Source organism: Lysobacterales bacterium (assembly GCA_014946745.1).
Classification (GTDB): domain Bacteria; phylum Pseudomonadota; class Gammaproteobacteria; order Xanthomonadales; family Xanthomonadaceae; genus Aquimonas.
In genome coordinates, this window is sequence record JADCRD010000002.1 from 520,335 (window position 1) to 535,018 (window position 14,684).

Annotated in this window: 11 protein-coding genes; 5 read left to right on the forward strand and 6 right to left on the reverse strand. The window is 68.9% G+C overall.

Translation table 11 applies throughout. The annotated features are described in order from the left end of the window. Nucleotides 1-61 precede the first annotated feature (61 nt). The 5 genes from H4O13_14400 (at nucleotide 62) to H4O13_14420 (ending at nucleotide 6,743) form a co-directional block, all read left to right on the forward strand. Complete coding sequence (locus H4O13_14400) at nucleotides 62-670, forward strand: sigma-70 family RNA polymerase sigma factor (GenBank protein MBE5316580.1); 609 nt, start codon at nucleotides 62-64, stop codon at nucleotides 668-670. Then, the gene (locus H4O13_14405; protein MBE5316581.1) at nucleotides 667-3,312 is read left to right on the forward strand and encodes a serine/threonine protein kinase; all 2,646 of its coding nucleotides are present in this window, start codon (nucleotides 667-669) and stop codon (nucleotides 3,310-3,312) included. The genes H4O13_14400 and H4O13_14405 overlap by 4 nt, the downstream gene beginning before the upstream one ends. A gap of 211 nt (nucleotides 3,313-3,523) precedes the next feature. Beyond that, the gene (locus H4O13_14410; GenBank protein MBE5316582.1) at nucleotides 3,524-4,336 is read left to right on the forward strand and encodes a type 1 glutamine amidotransferase; all 813 of its coding nucleotides are present in this window, start codon (nucleotides 3,524-3,526) and stop codon (nucleotides 4,334-4,336) included. A gap of 228 nt (nucleotides 4,337-4,564) precedes the next feature. Continuing rightward, nucleotides 4,565-5,746 carry a hypothetical protein gene (locus H4O13_14415; protein MBE5316583.1) on the forward strand — a complete coding sequence of 394 codons (1,182 nt, stop codon included), beginning with the start codon at nucleotides 4,565-4,567 and terminating at the stop codon, nucleotides 5,744-5,746. A gap of 256 nt (nucleotides 5,747-6,002) precedes the next feature. Then, nucleotides 6,003-6,743: a M48 family metalloprotease gene (locus tag H4O13_14420; GenBank protein ID MBE5316584.1), complete on the forward strand. Its 741-nt coding sequence runs from the start codon at nucleotides 6,003-6,005 to the stop codon at nucleotides 6,741-6,743. Nucleotides 6,744-6,818: 75 nt separating this feature from the next. On the opposite strand, the gene prpF is transcribed toward H4O13_14420, so the two are convergent. The 6 genes from prpF to prpB all read right to left on the reverse strand — a co-directional run bounded on the left by prpF (nucleotide 6,819) and on the right by prpB (nucleotide 14,324). Beyond that, nucleotides 6,819-8,012 carry a 2-methylaconitate cis-trans isomerase PrpF gene (gene prpF / locus H4O13_14425; protein MBE5316585.1) on the reverse strand — a complete coding sequence of 398 codons (1,194 nt, stop codon included), beginning with the start codon at nucleotides 8,010-8,012 and terminating at the stop codon, nucleotides 6,819-6,821. A gap of 3 nt (nucleotides 8,013-8,015) precedes the next feature. Beyond that, nucleotides 8,016-8,414, reverse strand: coding sequence for an endonuclease domain-containing protein (locus tag H4O13_14430; GenBank protein ID MBE5316586.1), 399 nt, complete (start codon nucleotides 8,412-8,414; stop codon nucleotides 8,016-8,018). Between the two features lie 155 nt (nucleotides 8,415-8,569). Beyond that, nucleotides 8,570-11,176: a Fe/S-dependent 2-methylisocitrate dehydratase AcnD gene (gene acnD / locus H4O13_14435; GenBank protein MBE5316587.1), complete on the reverse strand. Its 2,607-nt coding sequence runs from the start codon at nucleotides 11,174-11,176 to the stop codon at nucleotides 8,570-8,572. A gap of 71 nt (nucleotides 11,177-11,247) precedes the next feature. Next, nucleotides 11,248-11,745 carry a GNAT family N-acetyltransferase gene (locus H4O13_14440; GenBank protein ID MBE5316588.1) on the reverse strand — a complete coding sequence of 166 codons (498 nt, stop codon included), beginning with the start codon at nucleotides 11,743-11,745 and terminating at the stop codon, nucleotides 11,248-11,250. A 186-nt stretch (nucleotides 11,746-11,931) separates the two neighbouring features. After that, the gene (gene prpC / locus H4O13_14445) at nucleotides 11,932-13,095 is read right to left on the reverse strand and encodes a 2-methylcitrate synthase (protein MBE5316589.1); all 1,164 of its coding nucleotides are present in this window, start codon (nucleotides 13,093-13,095) and stop codon (nucleotides 11,932-11,934) included. 341 nt (nucleotides 13,096-13,436) lie between these two features. Continuing rightward, nucleotides 13,437-14,324, reverse strand: a complete 888-nt coding sequence (gene prpB / locus H4O13_14450) for a methylisocitrate lyase (GenBank protein MBE5316590.1) — start codon at nucleotides 14,322-14,324, stop codon at nucleotides 13,437-13,439. Nucleotides 14,325-14,684: the final 360 nt, after the last annotated feature.

Consider the following 14,684-nt stretch of genomic DNA (forward strand, 5'->3'; position numbering starts at 1 on the left):
CACGCGGCGGCCGGGCACAATCCGGCGGGGGATGTCCGGGCGGCCGCACGCGGGGAGTGGAATGGAGCGCATCGCAGACGACAGCCCTCTGGGGCAGATCACCGCCATCCTGGCCGCGGCCGGGGACCCGAACCCGCTCGACAGTCTGCTGCCGCTGGTGCACAGCGACCTGCGCCGGCTGGCGCGGGCGCAGCGCCGGCAGATGGAGCCGGGCGAGACGCTGTCGACCACGGCCCTGGTCAACGAGGCCTACCTCAAGCTGCGCCGGGCCGACTACCCCAACCTCGCCAACCGCGCGCACTTCTTCTCGCTGGTGGCGCGGGCGATGCGGCAGATCCTGATCGACCACGCGCGCTCGCGCCTGGCCGAAGCCAAACGCATGCAGCACGTGCAGCGCGAGCTCGACGAAAAGCCCGGCGAGGATGCGCGCGAACTGGCGCGCCTGCTGGAGGTCGACTCCGCGCTCAGCGAGCTGGAGAAGGTGCAGCCGCGCCTGGCCCAGGTCGTGCTGTACCGCTACTTCGCCGGTTACTCCGCCACCGAGACCGCCGAGCTGCTGGAGGTCACCGAGCGCACCATCAACCGCGACTGGCAGAAGGCGCGCGCGTTCCTCAGCATCGCGCTTGATCAGCCGATGGGCGAGGACGTCGACGGCGGTGCTGCGCCATGAGCGATTCGCTGTCGGAACGTTTCCGTCGGCTGGAGCCGCTGCTCGATCGCGCGCTCGACCTCGACGGCGCCGAGCGCGACAACTTCCTGCGCCTGTGCGCCGAGATCCACCCCGATCTCTACCCCGATCTGCTGAAGGGCCTGGGCGCCGAGGACCGTGATCTGCCAAAGCTGGGCGGGCTGGCGGCGCGCGTCACCGAGGAGCGCACCACCGACCGTCGCGGCCTGCAGGCCGGGCCCTGGCAGCTGCTGGAGAAGATCGGCCGCGGCGGCATGGGCACCGTCTACCTGGCCAAGCGCGCCGACGGCGCCTTCGAGAAGCGCGCGGCGGTGAAGCTGCTGCGCAACTCCGACCTGCGCTTCAAGCAGGCGCTGGAGCGCGAGCGCCAGCTGCTGGCCCGGCTGGAACACCCGGCGATCGCGCGCCTCATCGACGGCGGCGTGCTGCCTGACGGCCAACCCTATCTGGTGATGGAGCTGGCCGAGGGCCTGGACCTCGACCGCTGGGCGGCCGAGACCAAGCCCGACCTTGAGACGCGTCTGCGCGTGTTCCTCGACATCTGCGGGGCGGTCAGCGAGGCGCATGCGCAGCTGATCGTGCATCGCGACCTGAAGCCCTCGAACGTGCGCGTGAACCGCGACGGCCAGGTCAAGCTGCTCGACTTCGGCATCGCCAAGCTGCTCGACCGCGAGGCCAAGCAGGGCGAGACCCGTGCGCTGGCGCTGACCCCCGAGTACGCCGCGCCCGAGCAGCTGCGCGGCGAGCCGGTCAGCACCCGCACCGACGTGTACGCGCTCGGCGCCCTGCTCTACCAGCTGCTGACCGGGCGCACGCCGCATCCGGGCTTCGACGGCGACTGGGCGAGCTTCATCAGCCGGGTCTGCGAGGAGGATGCCGACCCACCCAGCCGGCATGAGACGGGCGAAGTGCCGCGGGCGCGGCTGCGCGGCGATCTCGACGCGATCGTGCAGATGGCCCTGCAGCGCGACCCCGCGCGCCGCTATGCCTCGGTGGAGGCGCTGGCCGACGACCTGCGGCGCTCACTCGACGGCCGCCCGGTGCGCGCGCACGCGCCCAGCCTCGGCTACCGCCTGTCGAAGTGGCTGCGCCGGCATCGGCTGGCCGCAGGGCTCGGTGCCGCCGCCGCGCTGGCGCTCGGCGCTGGGCTCGGCGGCGTGCTGTGGCAGGCCCGCACCACCGCCGCCGAACGCGATGCCGCGCAGGTGCAGGCGCAGCGCTACCAGGCCGTGCTTGAACACCTGGGCCTGATGTTCCGCGAGGCCGCGGCCGGATCCGGCGACGTCTCGCGGCTGTCGGCGCGCGACCTGCTGGTCAACAGCACGGGCCAGCTGGAGCGCGCCTTCGCGACCGACCCGGCGGCCGGCCAGCTGGTGCTGGCCACGGTGGGCGAGCTCTACGTCTATCTGCAGGACTACAGCGCCGCCGGCACCCTGCTCGATCGCTTCGTCGAGGTCGACGACGGCAGCGCGCCGAACAGCCTGCGCGCCCAGGTGCTGGGCGATCTGGCCCTGGTCGACGTGCGCCGCGGCGAAGCCGGGCGCGCCTGCGAGCGCGCTGAAGAGGCCATCCGCCTGCTGGAGGCCGAGCGCTCCGACCAGCGCGGTGTGATCGCCAATGTGCTGGGCAACTACGGCCAGTGCCTGCGCCTGCTTGGACGCGTGCCGGAGTCGCTGGCCGCCTATGAGCGCGCCGCCGCCCTGCGCTATGCGGTGTCTGGCGCCGACAGCCCGCTGACCGCCAGCGCCGACAACAATCTGGGCACCGCCTACTACCAGGCCGGTCGACTGGCCGAGGCGCGCCAGCGGCTGAACCTCGCGCTGGCCGGCTTCGAGCGCAACGATCTGGGCCGCAGCACCCAGGTCGGCAACGTGCTGAACAATCTGGCGGCGATCGCCTTCAGCGAGGGCAAGCTGGGCGAAGCGCAGGCCCTGTTCGAGCGCGCGCTCGAGGTGCAGCGCGCGGTGCTCGGCGACTCGGCGGCGCTCGGCGCGCTGACCAACAACTTCGGCAAGCTGCTCACCCTGCGCGGCGACCTGCAGCGCGCCGAACGCCTCCTGGGCGAGTCCCTGGCCCTGCAGACGCGGTTTGTTGGCGCCGACTCGCCGGATGCCGGCTTCACCCATCTGAGCCTCGGCGATCTCGAGCTCGCGCGTGGCCAGGCCACGGCAGCCGTCGATTCGTACCGGCTTGCGATCGGCCTGTTCGAGGGGCGCTTCGGCCCGGCCCATCTGTTCACGGCGCGCGCGCAGCTGGCGCTGGCACCCGCACTCGCCCGCGCCGGCCGCGCCAGCGAAGCGGCGCAAACCTACGCGCAGAGCCTGTCCGCACTGGCCGCACTGCCGGGCGCGATGCCCGCGCGGCTGGTCGGCGGCGGCCACTGTCTGCGCCTGCAGGACGCGCTGGCGCGTCGCCTGGCCAGCGTCGACAGCAGCGATGTCGGCGGCTGCGAGGCGCACGCGCAGAGCCTTGCCAGCGATCACTACGAACGCCTTGAGGCCGAGCTGCTGCTGGCGCTGGCGCGGGGCGAGGCCGGACCGCGCGCCGCGCGGCTCGATGCGCTGGCGAACGCGCTGGGCCCCAACAGCCCCCGGCTGGCGGCGCTGCGCGCGCTGCTGCGCTGAAGGCGGGCGCGGCGCCGCAGGCGCCCCTGCGGCGGCCGGCGCGCCCACCTGGCACGAACCTGCCGGGCGGGCGAGGCCCGGCACCGCACGGTCAACGCGGGCGGGCCAGCAAGCCCCGCGTCATGTCATAGCACCGAAGCTCATTTGCCGCGGGCGCGCGCGCTGCCCAGCATCAGCCCACCGCACCCGCCACGCCGCCCGCCGCCCTCGCATGTCCCGCTTCCTCGTCTTCCAGCACGTCGCCGCCGAGCCCGCAGGCACGCTCGACGCCCTGCTGCGCCGACGCGGCCACCGGCTGCGCTTCGTCAACTTCGAGCGCGCCCCGGACGCAGAGCCCGAGGTCGAACGCTACGACGGCCTGATCGTCCTGGGCGGGCCGATGAACGTCGAGGAGCTGGGCCAGCGGGCGCACTTGCGCACCGAGCTGCGCTGCATCGAGGACGCGCTCAAGCGTGACCTGCCGGTGTTGGGCATCTGCCTGGGCGCCCAGCTGCTGGCGCATGCGCTGGGCGCGCCGGTGCAGCGGCTGCGTCGGCCCGAAATCGGCTGGTATCGCATCGACAGCACCGAGGCCGGGCGCCGAGATGCCGTGTTCGCCCCGCTCGGACGCGGCGCGCCGGTGTTCCAGTGGCACAGCTGCGGATTCGGGCTGCCGGCGGGCGCCGAGCGATTGGCGCACTCCGAGCACTGCGAGCAGCAGGCCTTCCGCTACGGTGAGCGCGCCTATGGCCTGCAGTTCCACCTTGAAGCCAACGCCACGCTGATCGATCGCTGGCTGCAGACGCCGCACTATCGGCGCGAGCTGGAGCACGCCGGCCTCGGCCACGATGCCGGCCATATCGAAGCCGAAACGCGGCGCCTGGTGCACGCCCAGCAGGCGCGTGCGGAGGCGCTGTTCAACCGCTTTCTCGACCTGAGCGGGCCGGCGCCACGCAGCCAGCGTGGGCCTGCCCTGAGCTCGGCCTGGTCGCCCTGGCAGCCCCGTCCGCAGCACGCCGAGCTGCCGCTGCGGGCCTTGGCCTGAAACGGGCGAAGTCGGCGCACCCTGCCGAGATCGCAGTCGGCCCGCTTGCGCTTCGGCGCGCCGCCCGGCGGCACTGCCCGCCGCCCGTCATTTCCTGCCCGGGCCTGTCCGCAGCCGCTGCGCCGGGCCGTGAAGGTTCTGCGAGAATGGCGGCCGACGCGCACCGCGCTGTCGCCGCATGCAGGGGATGCGGCCCCTCTCCCGCTTGACCCACTCCAGGTGAACTCCATGAGTCGATCCCCCCGCGCGCCGGCGATGAAGCGTCTGGCGCAGCTGCTGCCCGGCCTGCTGATTGCGGCCAGCCTGCCTGGCCTTGCGCTGGCCCAGACCGCCATCCGCGCCGGCACTCCGGTGAGCGGCAGCCTCGGCGCCGATGCGCCCAAGGCCGATGACGGCACGCCCTACGCGCTGTACGAGTACAGGGGCCGCGCCGGCGACCGCATCCGCGTCAAGATGGAATCGAGCGCTTTCGACGGCTTCCTCGCGGTCGGCAGCACGGCCGCCCCGGGCTGCTCCGAGGACTGCAAGTTCGACGACGACAGCGGCGGCGAACTCAATCCGCAGCTGACGTACACGCTGCCGGCCTCCGGCAAGGCGCAGATCCGCGCCAACAGCATCAGCGCCGATGCCGCCGGCGAGTTCACCCTGACCGTGACCGCAGTGGCGGCGCCGGCACCGGCCCGCCCGCAGGCGCTGCGTCTCGACACCGAGACCAAGGGCACGCTGGACGAAAGCTCGGCGCGCGATGACGACGATCGTCCCTACGCGCTGTGGACCGTGTCCGGCCGCCGCAACCAGGAGGTGGTGGTGCGCGTCAACGCCGACGCCTTCGACCCCTACGTCGAGTTCGGTCAGCTGCAGAGCAACCGCTTCACCAGCAGCGTGAGCGATGACGACAGCGGCCCCGGCCTCAATGCCCGTCTGTTCCTCACCCTCGACAACAGCGGCCGCGGCGTGGTCAAGGTCACCAGCGCTTCCGACGATGCCAGCGGCGAGTACACCGTGTTCGTGGGCCAGCCGCCGGCCAAGCGCCCGATCAATGTGCTGCCGGTCGCCGTCGGCGATTCGGTGCGCGGCACCCTCGACCAGAACGACCCGTTCGATGACGAGGAGACCCGCTTCGAGGTGTTCCGCATCGACGGCCGCCCCGGCCAGCGCGTGGTCGTGCGCCTGCAGTCGGATGCCTTCGACGCCTACCTCAAGTGGGGCGTGCTGGAAGGCGATCGCCTGATCGAGGAAGCCAGCGACGACGACAGCGGCGGCGGCACCAGCTCGCAGCTGAGCCTGACCCTGGACGAGGACGGCATCGGCCGTCTGGTGGTCAGCAGCCTGGACGCCGGTGAGGGTGAGTTCACCCTGTCGGTGGTGGGCGCACCGCGCACCCTGCCGTCGGCGCAGCCGGAGCGCTGAGCGCGGCGCGCGTTCTACGTCTGAGTGTCCGCAGAAGGCCCGGCCCGTCCGGGCCTTCTGCGTTTTTGGCGACGCTTTTCCGGCACTTGCGCGGCCACGGCGACGAAAGGAAACCCCAGGGTTCCCAGCGGTCTTGCCATCGCAGAGCCTCGACACAATTATTCACACCCCCGGTCGGACGGATGCCGACGGGCACTCCGGGATATCCCTTTTCTTCCAGCACGCCGCGGGCTTTCGCCCGCATGGAGCCAGCCACATGGATCGCAGACAGTTCATCACAGGAATCGGCCTTGTTTCCGCCAGCGGGCTTGCGCTCGCCAGCGAGCGCAACCTCGGCGGCCTGTTCGGTGCCGCCCGCAAGGGCATGGCCGCCGCCACCCTCAGCGACGAGGAGATTCGCGCCTACGGTGCGCAGATGGCCGCCCACGCCGACAGCCAGGCGCGCGTAGCGCCCGCCAACAATCCCTATGCCCAGCGGCTCGCCGCGATCACCCGCGGCCTTGAGGAAGACAACGGCCTGCGCCTGAACTACAAGGTGCATCTGGAGGACATCATCAATGCCTTCGTCACTCCCGACGGCAGCGTGCGCTTCTACAGCGGCCTGATGGACGCCTTCACTGACGACGAAATCCGCTTCGTGATCGGCCACGAGATCGGCCACATCGCCCACAACCATCAGAAGAAGCGCATGCAGACCGCGCTGGCCACCAGCGCTGCCCGTGACGCTGCGGCCTCGTCCGGCAACGGCAACGTCGCCCAGCTGGCAGCCAGCCAGCTCGGCGGCCTGCTGGAGGCGGTGATCACCGCCCAGCATTCGCAGGGCAATGAGCGCGAAGCGGACGACTACGGCCTGGAGTTCATGTCCCGCAAGCGCTACGACCGCAAGGCGGCGGTCAGCGCGCTGGACAAGCTGGCGGCGATGGGTGGCAACCCGTCCTGGCTCAGCACCCATCCGGACCCGAAGCGCCGCGCCGACCGCATTCGCCGACAGGCCTGAGGCGCGCTGCCGTCCCGCTGATGCAGAAAGGCCCGGGCATGCCCGGGCCTTTCTGTTTTTCGATCAGGGCGCAGCTCAGAAACTGTCGGCCGGCACCCGCACATAGCCTTCCATCAGGATGCGCGCACTGCGGCTCATGATCGCCTTGGTGACGATCCACTCGCCGTTCTCCAAGCGCGCCTCGGCGCCGACGCGAAGCGTGCCTGACGGATGCCCGAAACGGACCACGCTGCGTTCGCCGCCGCCGGCCGCGAGATTGACCACGGTGCCCGGGATCGACGCCGCGGTCGCGATCGCCACGGCCGCGGTGCCCATCATCGCGTGGTGCAGCTTGCCCATCGACAGCGCGCGCACGCGCAGATCGATCTCGTCAGCGCGCACCGTCTTGCCGCTGGAGCTGAGGTAGTCGGCGGCCGGCGCGACGAAGGCCACCTTGGGCGTGTGCTGGCGCTTGGCGGCTTCTTCCGGCGTCTTGATCAGACCCATGCGCAGCGCGCCGGCGGTGCGGATCGCCTCGAAGCGCGTGAGCACCGCGGCATCGCCATTGATCTCTCCCTGCAACTCGCTGCCAGTGAATCCGATCTCAGCCGCGTTGACGAACACGGTCGGGATGCCGGCGGTGATCATCGTCGCCTGCAGCGGGCCGATGCCGGGCACCTCCAGCGTGTCGACGAGATTGCCGGTGGGAAACAGCGCGCCGCCACCCTCGCCTTCGCCTTCATCCGCGGGATCGATGAACTCAAGAACTATCTCGGCCGCCGGAAAGGTCACGCCGTCGAGCTCGAAGTCGCCGGTCTCCTGCACCTGTCCGTTGGTCACTGGCACATGCGCCAGGATCGTCTTGCCAATGTTGGCCTGCCAGATCCGCACCACGCAGATGCCGTCCTTCGGCACGCGGCTGGCGTCGACATAGCCCGCCTGCAGCGCAAACGCACCCGCGGCGGTGGAGAGGTTGCCGCAGTTGCCCGACCAGTCGACGAAGTCGCTGTCGATCGAGACCTGGCCGTAGAGGTAGTCGACGTCGTGCCCCGGCTTGGCGCTCTTCGAGAGGATCACGCACTTGCTGGTCGACGAGGTCGCGCCACCCATGCCGTCGGTGTGCTTCGCGTAAGGGTCGGGACCGCCGATCACGCGCTGGAACAGACGATCACGCGCGCGCCCGGGCACCTGCGCGGATTCGGGCAGGTCTTCGAGGCGGAAGAACACGCCTTTGGACGTGCCACCGCGGTAGTAGGTGGCGGGGATGCGGAGTTGGGGGGCGTGGGGCATGGCCTAGTCCTCGAAACGTGGGTTCTTTTCTCCCCTCCCCCCTGGAGGGGGAGGGGCTGGGGGAGAGGGGGAAGACACTTGCAGCGCGCTCAAAATCTGCTCCAGAACCGCCTCAGGCTCCCGCAGGATCTGGTGGTTCCAGAAGCGCATCACCCGATAGCCGCGATCGGCAAGCCATGCATCGCGTTCCGAATCCGACGCAGACTCTAGGTGTTGCCCCCCATCAGCCTCAACGACCAGCTTTGCGCCGAGATGCACGAAGTCGACGACGTAGGGTCCGATAGGGTGCTGGCGTCTGAACTTCTGGCCACAGAGCCGGTACGCCCGGAGCCTGCGCCAGAGCACGTGCTCCGCATCCGTCAGGTTCCTGCGCAAGCTCTTGGCGAAGTCGCGAGATTCCATCCCCCTCTCCCCAACCCGTCCCCCTCCAGGGGGGAGGGGCTCAGGCCACGATGGTGTTTCGCCCGAGGGCGAGCAAACGCTCCTTCAATCCGGCAAAAGCGCGTCGTTGCACGTGCGTGTGCATGTGCTCTTGCGACGCAGCCCGTGCCGCCCCCTCACACCGCCCCCGCCAGAAAATCCTGCGCGAACCGCTGCAGCACACCGCCCGCCTCGTAGATCGACACCTCTTCCGCGGTATCCAGCCGACAGCGCACCGGCACGTCCATGCGTTCGCCGTTGCGGCAGTGAACGATCAGGGTCAGGGTGGCGCCCGGTGAACGTTCGCCGATGACGTCATAGGTCTCGCTGCCGTCCAGGCCCAGCGTCAGCCGCGTGGTGCCCGGCAGGAACTCGCAGGGCAGCACGCCCATGCCGATCAGGTTGGTGCGATGGATGCGCTCGAAGCCCTCGGCGACGATGGCTTCTACACCGGCCAGGCGCACGCCCTTCGCCGCCCAATCGCGTGAAGAACCCTGGCCGTAGTCGGCGCCGGCGATGATGATCAGCGGCTGGCCGCGCTCCATGTAGGTCTCGATCGCTTCCCACATGCGCGTGACCTGGCCTTCCGGCTCGACCCGCGCCAGCGAGCCGCGGCGGATGGTGCCGTCGGCCTTGCGCGCCATTTCGTTCTGCAGGGTCGGGTTGGCAAACGTCGCGCGCAGCGCGGTCAGGTGGTCGCCGCGGTGGGTCGCGTAGGAATTGAAGTCCTCTTCCGGCAGGCCCATTTTCGCGAGGTACTCGCCGGCCGCGCTGTCGGCGAGGATCGCGTTCGACGGCGACAGATGGTCGGTGGTGATGTTGTCGCCGAGCAGAGCCAGCGGGCGCAGGCCGCTCAAGGTGCGCGGCTTGGCCAAGGCGCCCTCCCAGTAGGGCGGGCGGCGGATGTAGGTGCTCATCGGCCGCCAGTCGTAGAGCGGGCTGACCTTCTCGCCGCTTTCCGCCTGCAGCTTGAACATCGGCTCGTAGACGCGGCGGAACTGCTCGGGCTTGACCGCCTGCTTCACGATCGCATCGATCTCGGCGTCGCTCGGCCACAGGTCCTTCAGCAGGATCGGCGTGCCGTCCTCGCGGTGGCCCAGCGCGTCGCGCTCGATGTCGAAGCGGATGGTGCCGGCGATCGCGTAGGCCACCACCAGCGGCGGCGAGGCCAGGAAGGCCTGCTTGGCGTAGGGATGGATGCGGCCGTCGAAGTTGCGGTTGCCGCTGAGCACGGCGGTGGCATACAGATCGCGTTCGATGATCTCCTGCTGGATGGCGGGATCGAGCGCACCGCTCATTCCGTTGCAGGTGGTGCAGGCAAACGCCACGATGCCGAAGCCGAGCTTCTCCAGCTCGGTTTTCAGACCGGCTTCTTCCAGATACAGCGCCACCGCCTTCGAGCCCGGCGCCAGCGAGCTCTTCACCCAGGGCTTGCGCGACAGGCCCAGCGCGTTGGCCTTCTTCGCCAGCAGCGCCGCGGCGATGACGTTGCGCGGGTTGGAGGTGTTGGTGCAGCTGGTGATGGCGGCGATGATCACCGCGCCGTCGGGCATCAGGCCCTGCGCTTCCTGCGCGCGGGCGGCGTCGAGGTTGACCGCGATGCCCTTGACGGCGAGATCGGCCGTTGCCACGCGCGCATGCGGGTTGGACGGCCCGGCCATGTTGCGCACCACGCTGGAGAGGTCGAAGTGCAGCGTGCGCTCATACGTCGCGGTGGCGAGGTCCTCGGCCCACAGGCCGGCGGTCTTCGCGTAGTTCTCGACGAGGGCGATCTGCTCGTCGCTGCGGCCGGTCAGACGCAGATAGTCGAGCGTCTGGCCGTCGATGAAGAACATCGCCGCGGTCGCACCGTACTCCGGCGCCATGTTGGAGATCGTCGCGCGGTCGCCGAGCGTGAGCGCCGCAGCGCCTTCACCGCGGAACTCCAGATACGCACCGACCACTTTCGACTTGCGCAGGAATTCGGTCAGAGCCAGCACGATGTCGGTGGCGGTGATGCCCGGCTGCGGGCGGCCCGCAAGCTCGACGCCGACGATTTCCGGCAGGCGCATCCACGAGGCGCGGCCGAGCATCACGTTCTCGGCTTCGAGCCCACCGACGCCGACCGCGATCACGCCCAGCGCATCGACATGCGGGGTGTGGCTGTCGGTGCCGACGCAGGTGTCGGGAAAGGCCACTCCGTCCTGCACATAGATCACCGGCGACATCTTCTCCAGATTGATCTGGTGCATGATGCCATTACCCGGCGGAATCACATCGACGTTCTTGAACGAGCGCTTGGTCCAGTCGATGAAGTGGAAGCGGTCTTCGTTGCGGCGGTCTTCGATGGCGCGGTTGCGCTCGAAGGCATCGGGCACGTAGCCGCCGCACTCCACCGCCAGCGAGTGGTCGACGATCAGCTGCACCGGCACCACCGGGTTCACTTTGGCCGGATCCCCGCCCTGCTCGGCGATGGCATCGCGCAGACCGGCAAGATCGACCAGCGCGGTCTGGCCGAGGATGTCGTGGCAGACCACCCGCGCCGGGAACCAGGGGAAGTCGCGCTCGCGCTTGCGATAGACGATCTGCTCCAGGCACTCGCGCAGGATCGAAGGCTCGCAGCGACGCACGATGTTCTCGGCGTGCACGCGCGCGGTGTAGGGCAGGGTCGCCCAGGTACCCGCCTGGATTGCGTCGACCGCCTCGCGGGCGTCGAACCAGTCGAGGGCGGTGCCAGGCAGCGGTTTGCGGTGCTGAGTGTTCATTTGAGAGCCGGGATTTGGGATTCGGGATTCGTTTGGAGCGGAAGCGTGTCGCGCGGCGAGAGATGTGCGTTCTACTGAGGCAACAGCCTCTTGAAACCGATGTGGCTGTCGACGTAGCCGAGGCCGCGATAGAACCGATGCGCATCGACGCGCCTCGCGTCAGAGGTCAGCTGCAGCAAGCTGCATCCACGCTCACGCGCACGCTCCTCGCAGGCCTGCATCAGCTGCGCGCCTAGGCCCTGGCCGCGCACATCCGAGGCGATACGTACCGCTTCGATATTGCAGCGCCAGGCGCCGCCGCGGCTCAGGCCGGGGATGAAGCTGAGCTGGGCCATGCCGATGATGCGGCCATCCAGCTCAGCCACGAGAAGCTGCTGATTGGGGTCTACACTGATCGCTTCGAAGGCCTTGAGGTAGTTGGGGTTGGCAGCGTTGAACTCGCGGTTCTTGCCGAGGGTGTCGTCTGCGAGTAATGCGAGTACGGCCGGGAGATCCGTTTGCTGGGCGGTTCGAAAGCACAGCGATCGCGTGCACTGGTCGGTGGAGGCTGCTTCAGGGCTCGACAACATTGCGCTGCTCCAGTGGACGCTCTCGCACGTTCGGGCCCGGGCTCCGCTCGGCCCCTCACCCCAACCCCTCTCCCGTCGGGAGAGGGGCCTAAAGCGAGAAGCTCGCAGCGTCACCAGATCAGGCAGGGCGAAGCGATGCACGCTTGAAACGAATCCCGAATCCCCAATCCCAAATCCCAGCTGTCATCAGGCGCGCTGATCGATCGGAACGAACTTCAGATCCTCCGGCCCCACATAGTTCGCGCTCGGCCGGATGATCTTGCCGTCGATGCGCTGCTCGATCACGTGCGCGCTCCAGCCACTGGTGCGGGCGATCACGAACAGCGGGGTGAACATGGCGGTGGGCACGCCCATCATGTGGTAGCTCACCGCGCTGAACCAATCGAGATTCGGGAACATCTTCTTGATGTCCCACATCACCGACTCCAGGCGCTCGGCGATGTTGTACATCTTCATCGAGCCGGCCTCTTCGGACAGCTCTTCGGCGACGCGCTTGATCACCACGTTGCGCGGGTCGGAGACGGTGTAGACCGGGTGGCCGAAGCCGATGATGACTTCCTTCTTCTCGACGCGGGCCCGGATGTCGGCCTCGGCCTCGTCCGGCGTGTCGTAGCGCTTCTGCACTTCGAAGGCGACCTCGTTGGCGCCGCCGTGCTTGGGCCCGCGCAGCGCGCCGATGGCACCGGCGATGCAGCTGTACATGTCCGAGCCGGTGCCGGCGATCACGCGGCCGGTGAAGGTGCTGGCGTTGAACTCGTGCTCGGCGTAGAGCACCAGCGAGGTGTGCATGGCCGCAACCCAGCTCGACTTCGGCTTGACCCCGTGCAGCAGGTGCAGGAAGTGGCCGCCGATCGAATCGTCATCGGTCTCGACTTCGATGCGCTTGCCGTTGTGGCTGTAGTGGTACCAGTACAGCAGCATCGAGCCCAGCGAGGCCATCAGCTTGTCGGCGATGCCGCGCGCGTCCGGATGGTTGTGGTCGTCCTTCTCGGGCGTGAGGCAACCGAGCACGGACACGCCAGTGCGCATCACGTCCATCGGATGCGCGGACGGCGGCAGCTGCTCCAGCGCGGCCTTCAGACCCGCCGGGAGGCCGCGCAGGCTCTTCAGCTTGGCCTTGTAGGCGTTGAGCTCGGCGCGGTTCGGCAGCTTGCCGTGCACCAGCAGGTGGGCGATCTCTTCAAACTCGCAGCTGCGCGCCACATCGAGGATGTCGTAGCCGCGGTAGTGCAGGTCGTTGCCGCTGCGGCCGACCGTGCACAGCGCGGTGTTGCCGGCGGCGGTGCCGGACAGTGCAACGGACTTCTTCGGCTTGAAGCCGGGCGTGGCGGGGGCGGTGGATTCGGTCACGGTGGTGCTCCGAGGATCAGGGGGTAGAGCTGGAGTGAGGGGTGATGGGAGAGCAGTGAGGGGGTGAGAGAGGAGTGAGGTGAGAGGAGTGAGAGTCGGAGATCGGAACGTGTCTCTCGCGGCGGGGCGCCGTTCGCTTGTTGTGTGGGGTGAGACAAAGGCGCAACCCGAGGCTGCCCCATTCCAGTGTTGGGCAAGAGTTGAGGCTGCGTTGTTGGGCCGCGCTGCGCTTGGCCCAAGCTACGCCGGTCGCTGCAGCACCTACTCGTTGCTCTTTTCTCTCCACTCTTTCCTGCTCAAGCCGCGCGCCGCGGCCCCTCTCACTCCTCACTCCTCTTCACTCACTTCTTGCCCTTGGCGAACAGCGCATCCAGCCGCTGCTCGAAGGCGTGGTAGCCGATCGCTTCGTACAGCTCCATGCGCGTCTGCATGGTGTCGACAACGTTCTTCTGCGTGCCGTCGCGACGGATCGCGGTGTAGACGTTCTCGGCCGCCTTGTTCATGGCGCGGAAGGCCGACAGCGGATACAGCACGATGCCGACGTCGGCGCCGGCCAGCTCGTCGACAGTGAACAGCGGGGTCGAACCGAACTCGGTGATGTTGGCCAGGATCGGCACCTTCACCGCGTTGGCGAACTGCCGGTACATGGCCAGCTCGGTCATCGCCTCGGGGAAGATCATGTCGGCGCCGGCCTCGACGCAGGCCACGGCGCGCTCGATGGCCTTTTCCAGCCCTTCGACCGCCAGCGCATCGGTGCGCGCCATGATCACGAAGTCGGGATCGGTGCGCGCATCCACCGCCGCCTTGATGCGGTCGACCATCTCGGCCTGGCTGACGATCTCCTTGCCCGGACGATGGCCGCAGCGCTTGGCGCCGACCTGGTCCTCGATGTGCATCGCACCCGCGCCGAACTTGATCAGCGACTTCACCGTGCGCGCCACGTTGAAGGCGGACGGCCCGAAGCCGGTGTCGACATCGACCATCAGCGGCAGATCGCAGACGTCGGTGATCCGGCGCACGTCGGTGAGCACATCATCCAGCGTGCTGATGCCGAGATCAGGCAGGCCCAGCGAACCCGCGGCCACGCCGCCGCCCGACAGATAGATCGCCTTGAAGCCGGCGCGCTGGGCCAGCAGGGCGTGGTTGGCATTGATCGCGCCCGGCAGCTGCAGCGGCTTCTCGCTGGCAACGGCGGCGCGGAACTTGGCGCCGGCGGAAACGTGGCTCATGGGAACTCCTGGTCGAAGGATCGGGGCGGATGCGCGCGTTGCAGCGCACGGGGTCTGAGCCTGTTACATCAAGACCCGTGCCAACTGCGCTGCTTGCGCGCGCCTGCCGTACAGGACGGATTGCATTGAAGAATCGGGCGCTTCAGGCCGGCAGGCACGTTTCACGACGTCGCAAATGCGCGACACGTTACCCATCGCGAGACACGCATGAAACATGGCGCCTGCCGTTCGCGCGTCTCGGCAGATTCAAGTCGAGCACCTAGAATTGCGGGCTCAGCCGTTCCCGTCGCGCAAACGGGAACACGCCAAGGATGGCCAGGGGTGCCGGCGCAAAACGCTCGAAACAGGCTCGACCGGTGC

Bases quoted from the DNA above. Each gene is read 5' to 3' on its own strand.
- H4O13_14400 (MBE5316580.1), top strand. From the start codon at position 62: ATGGAGCGCATCGCAGACGACAGCCCTCTGGGGCAGATCACCGCCATC.
- H4O13_14405 (MBE5316581.1), top strand. From the start codon at position 667: ATGAGCGATTCGCTGTCGGAACGTTTCCGTCGGCTGGAGCCGCTGCTC.
- H4O13_14410 (MBE5316582.1), top strand. From the start codon at position 3,524: ATGTCCCGCTTCCTCGTCTTCCAGCACGTCGCCGCCGAGCCCGCAGGC.
- H4O13_14415 (MBE5316583.1), top strand. From the start codon at position 4,565: ATGAGTCGATCCCCCCGCGCGCCGGCGATGAAGCGTCTGGCGCAGCTG.
- H4O13_14420 (MBE5316584.1), top strand. From the start codon at position 6,003: ATGGATCGCAGACAGTTCATCACAGGAATCGGCCTTGTTTCCGCCAGC.
- prpF (MBE5316585.1), bottom strand. From the start codon at position 8,012: ATGCCCCACGCCCCCCAACTCCGCATCCCCGCCACCTACTACCGCGGT.
- H4O13_14430 (MBE5316586.1), bottom strand. From the start codon at position 8,414: ATGGAATCTCGCGACTTCGCCAAGAGCTTGCGCAGGAACCTGACGGAT.
- acnD (MBE5316587.1), bottom strand. From the start codon at position 11,176: ATGAACACTCAGCACCGCAAACCGCTGCCTGGCACCGCCCTCGACTGG.
- H4O13_14440 (MBE5316588.1), bottom strand. From the start codon at position 11,745: ATGTTGTCGAGCCCTGAAGCAGCCTCCACCGACCAGTGCACGCGATCG.
- prpB (MBE5316590.1), bottom strand. From the start codon at position 14,324: ATGAGCCACGTTTCCGCCGGCGCCAAGTTCCGCGCCGCCGTTGCCAGC.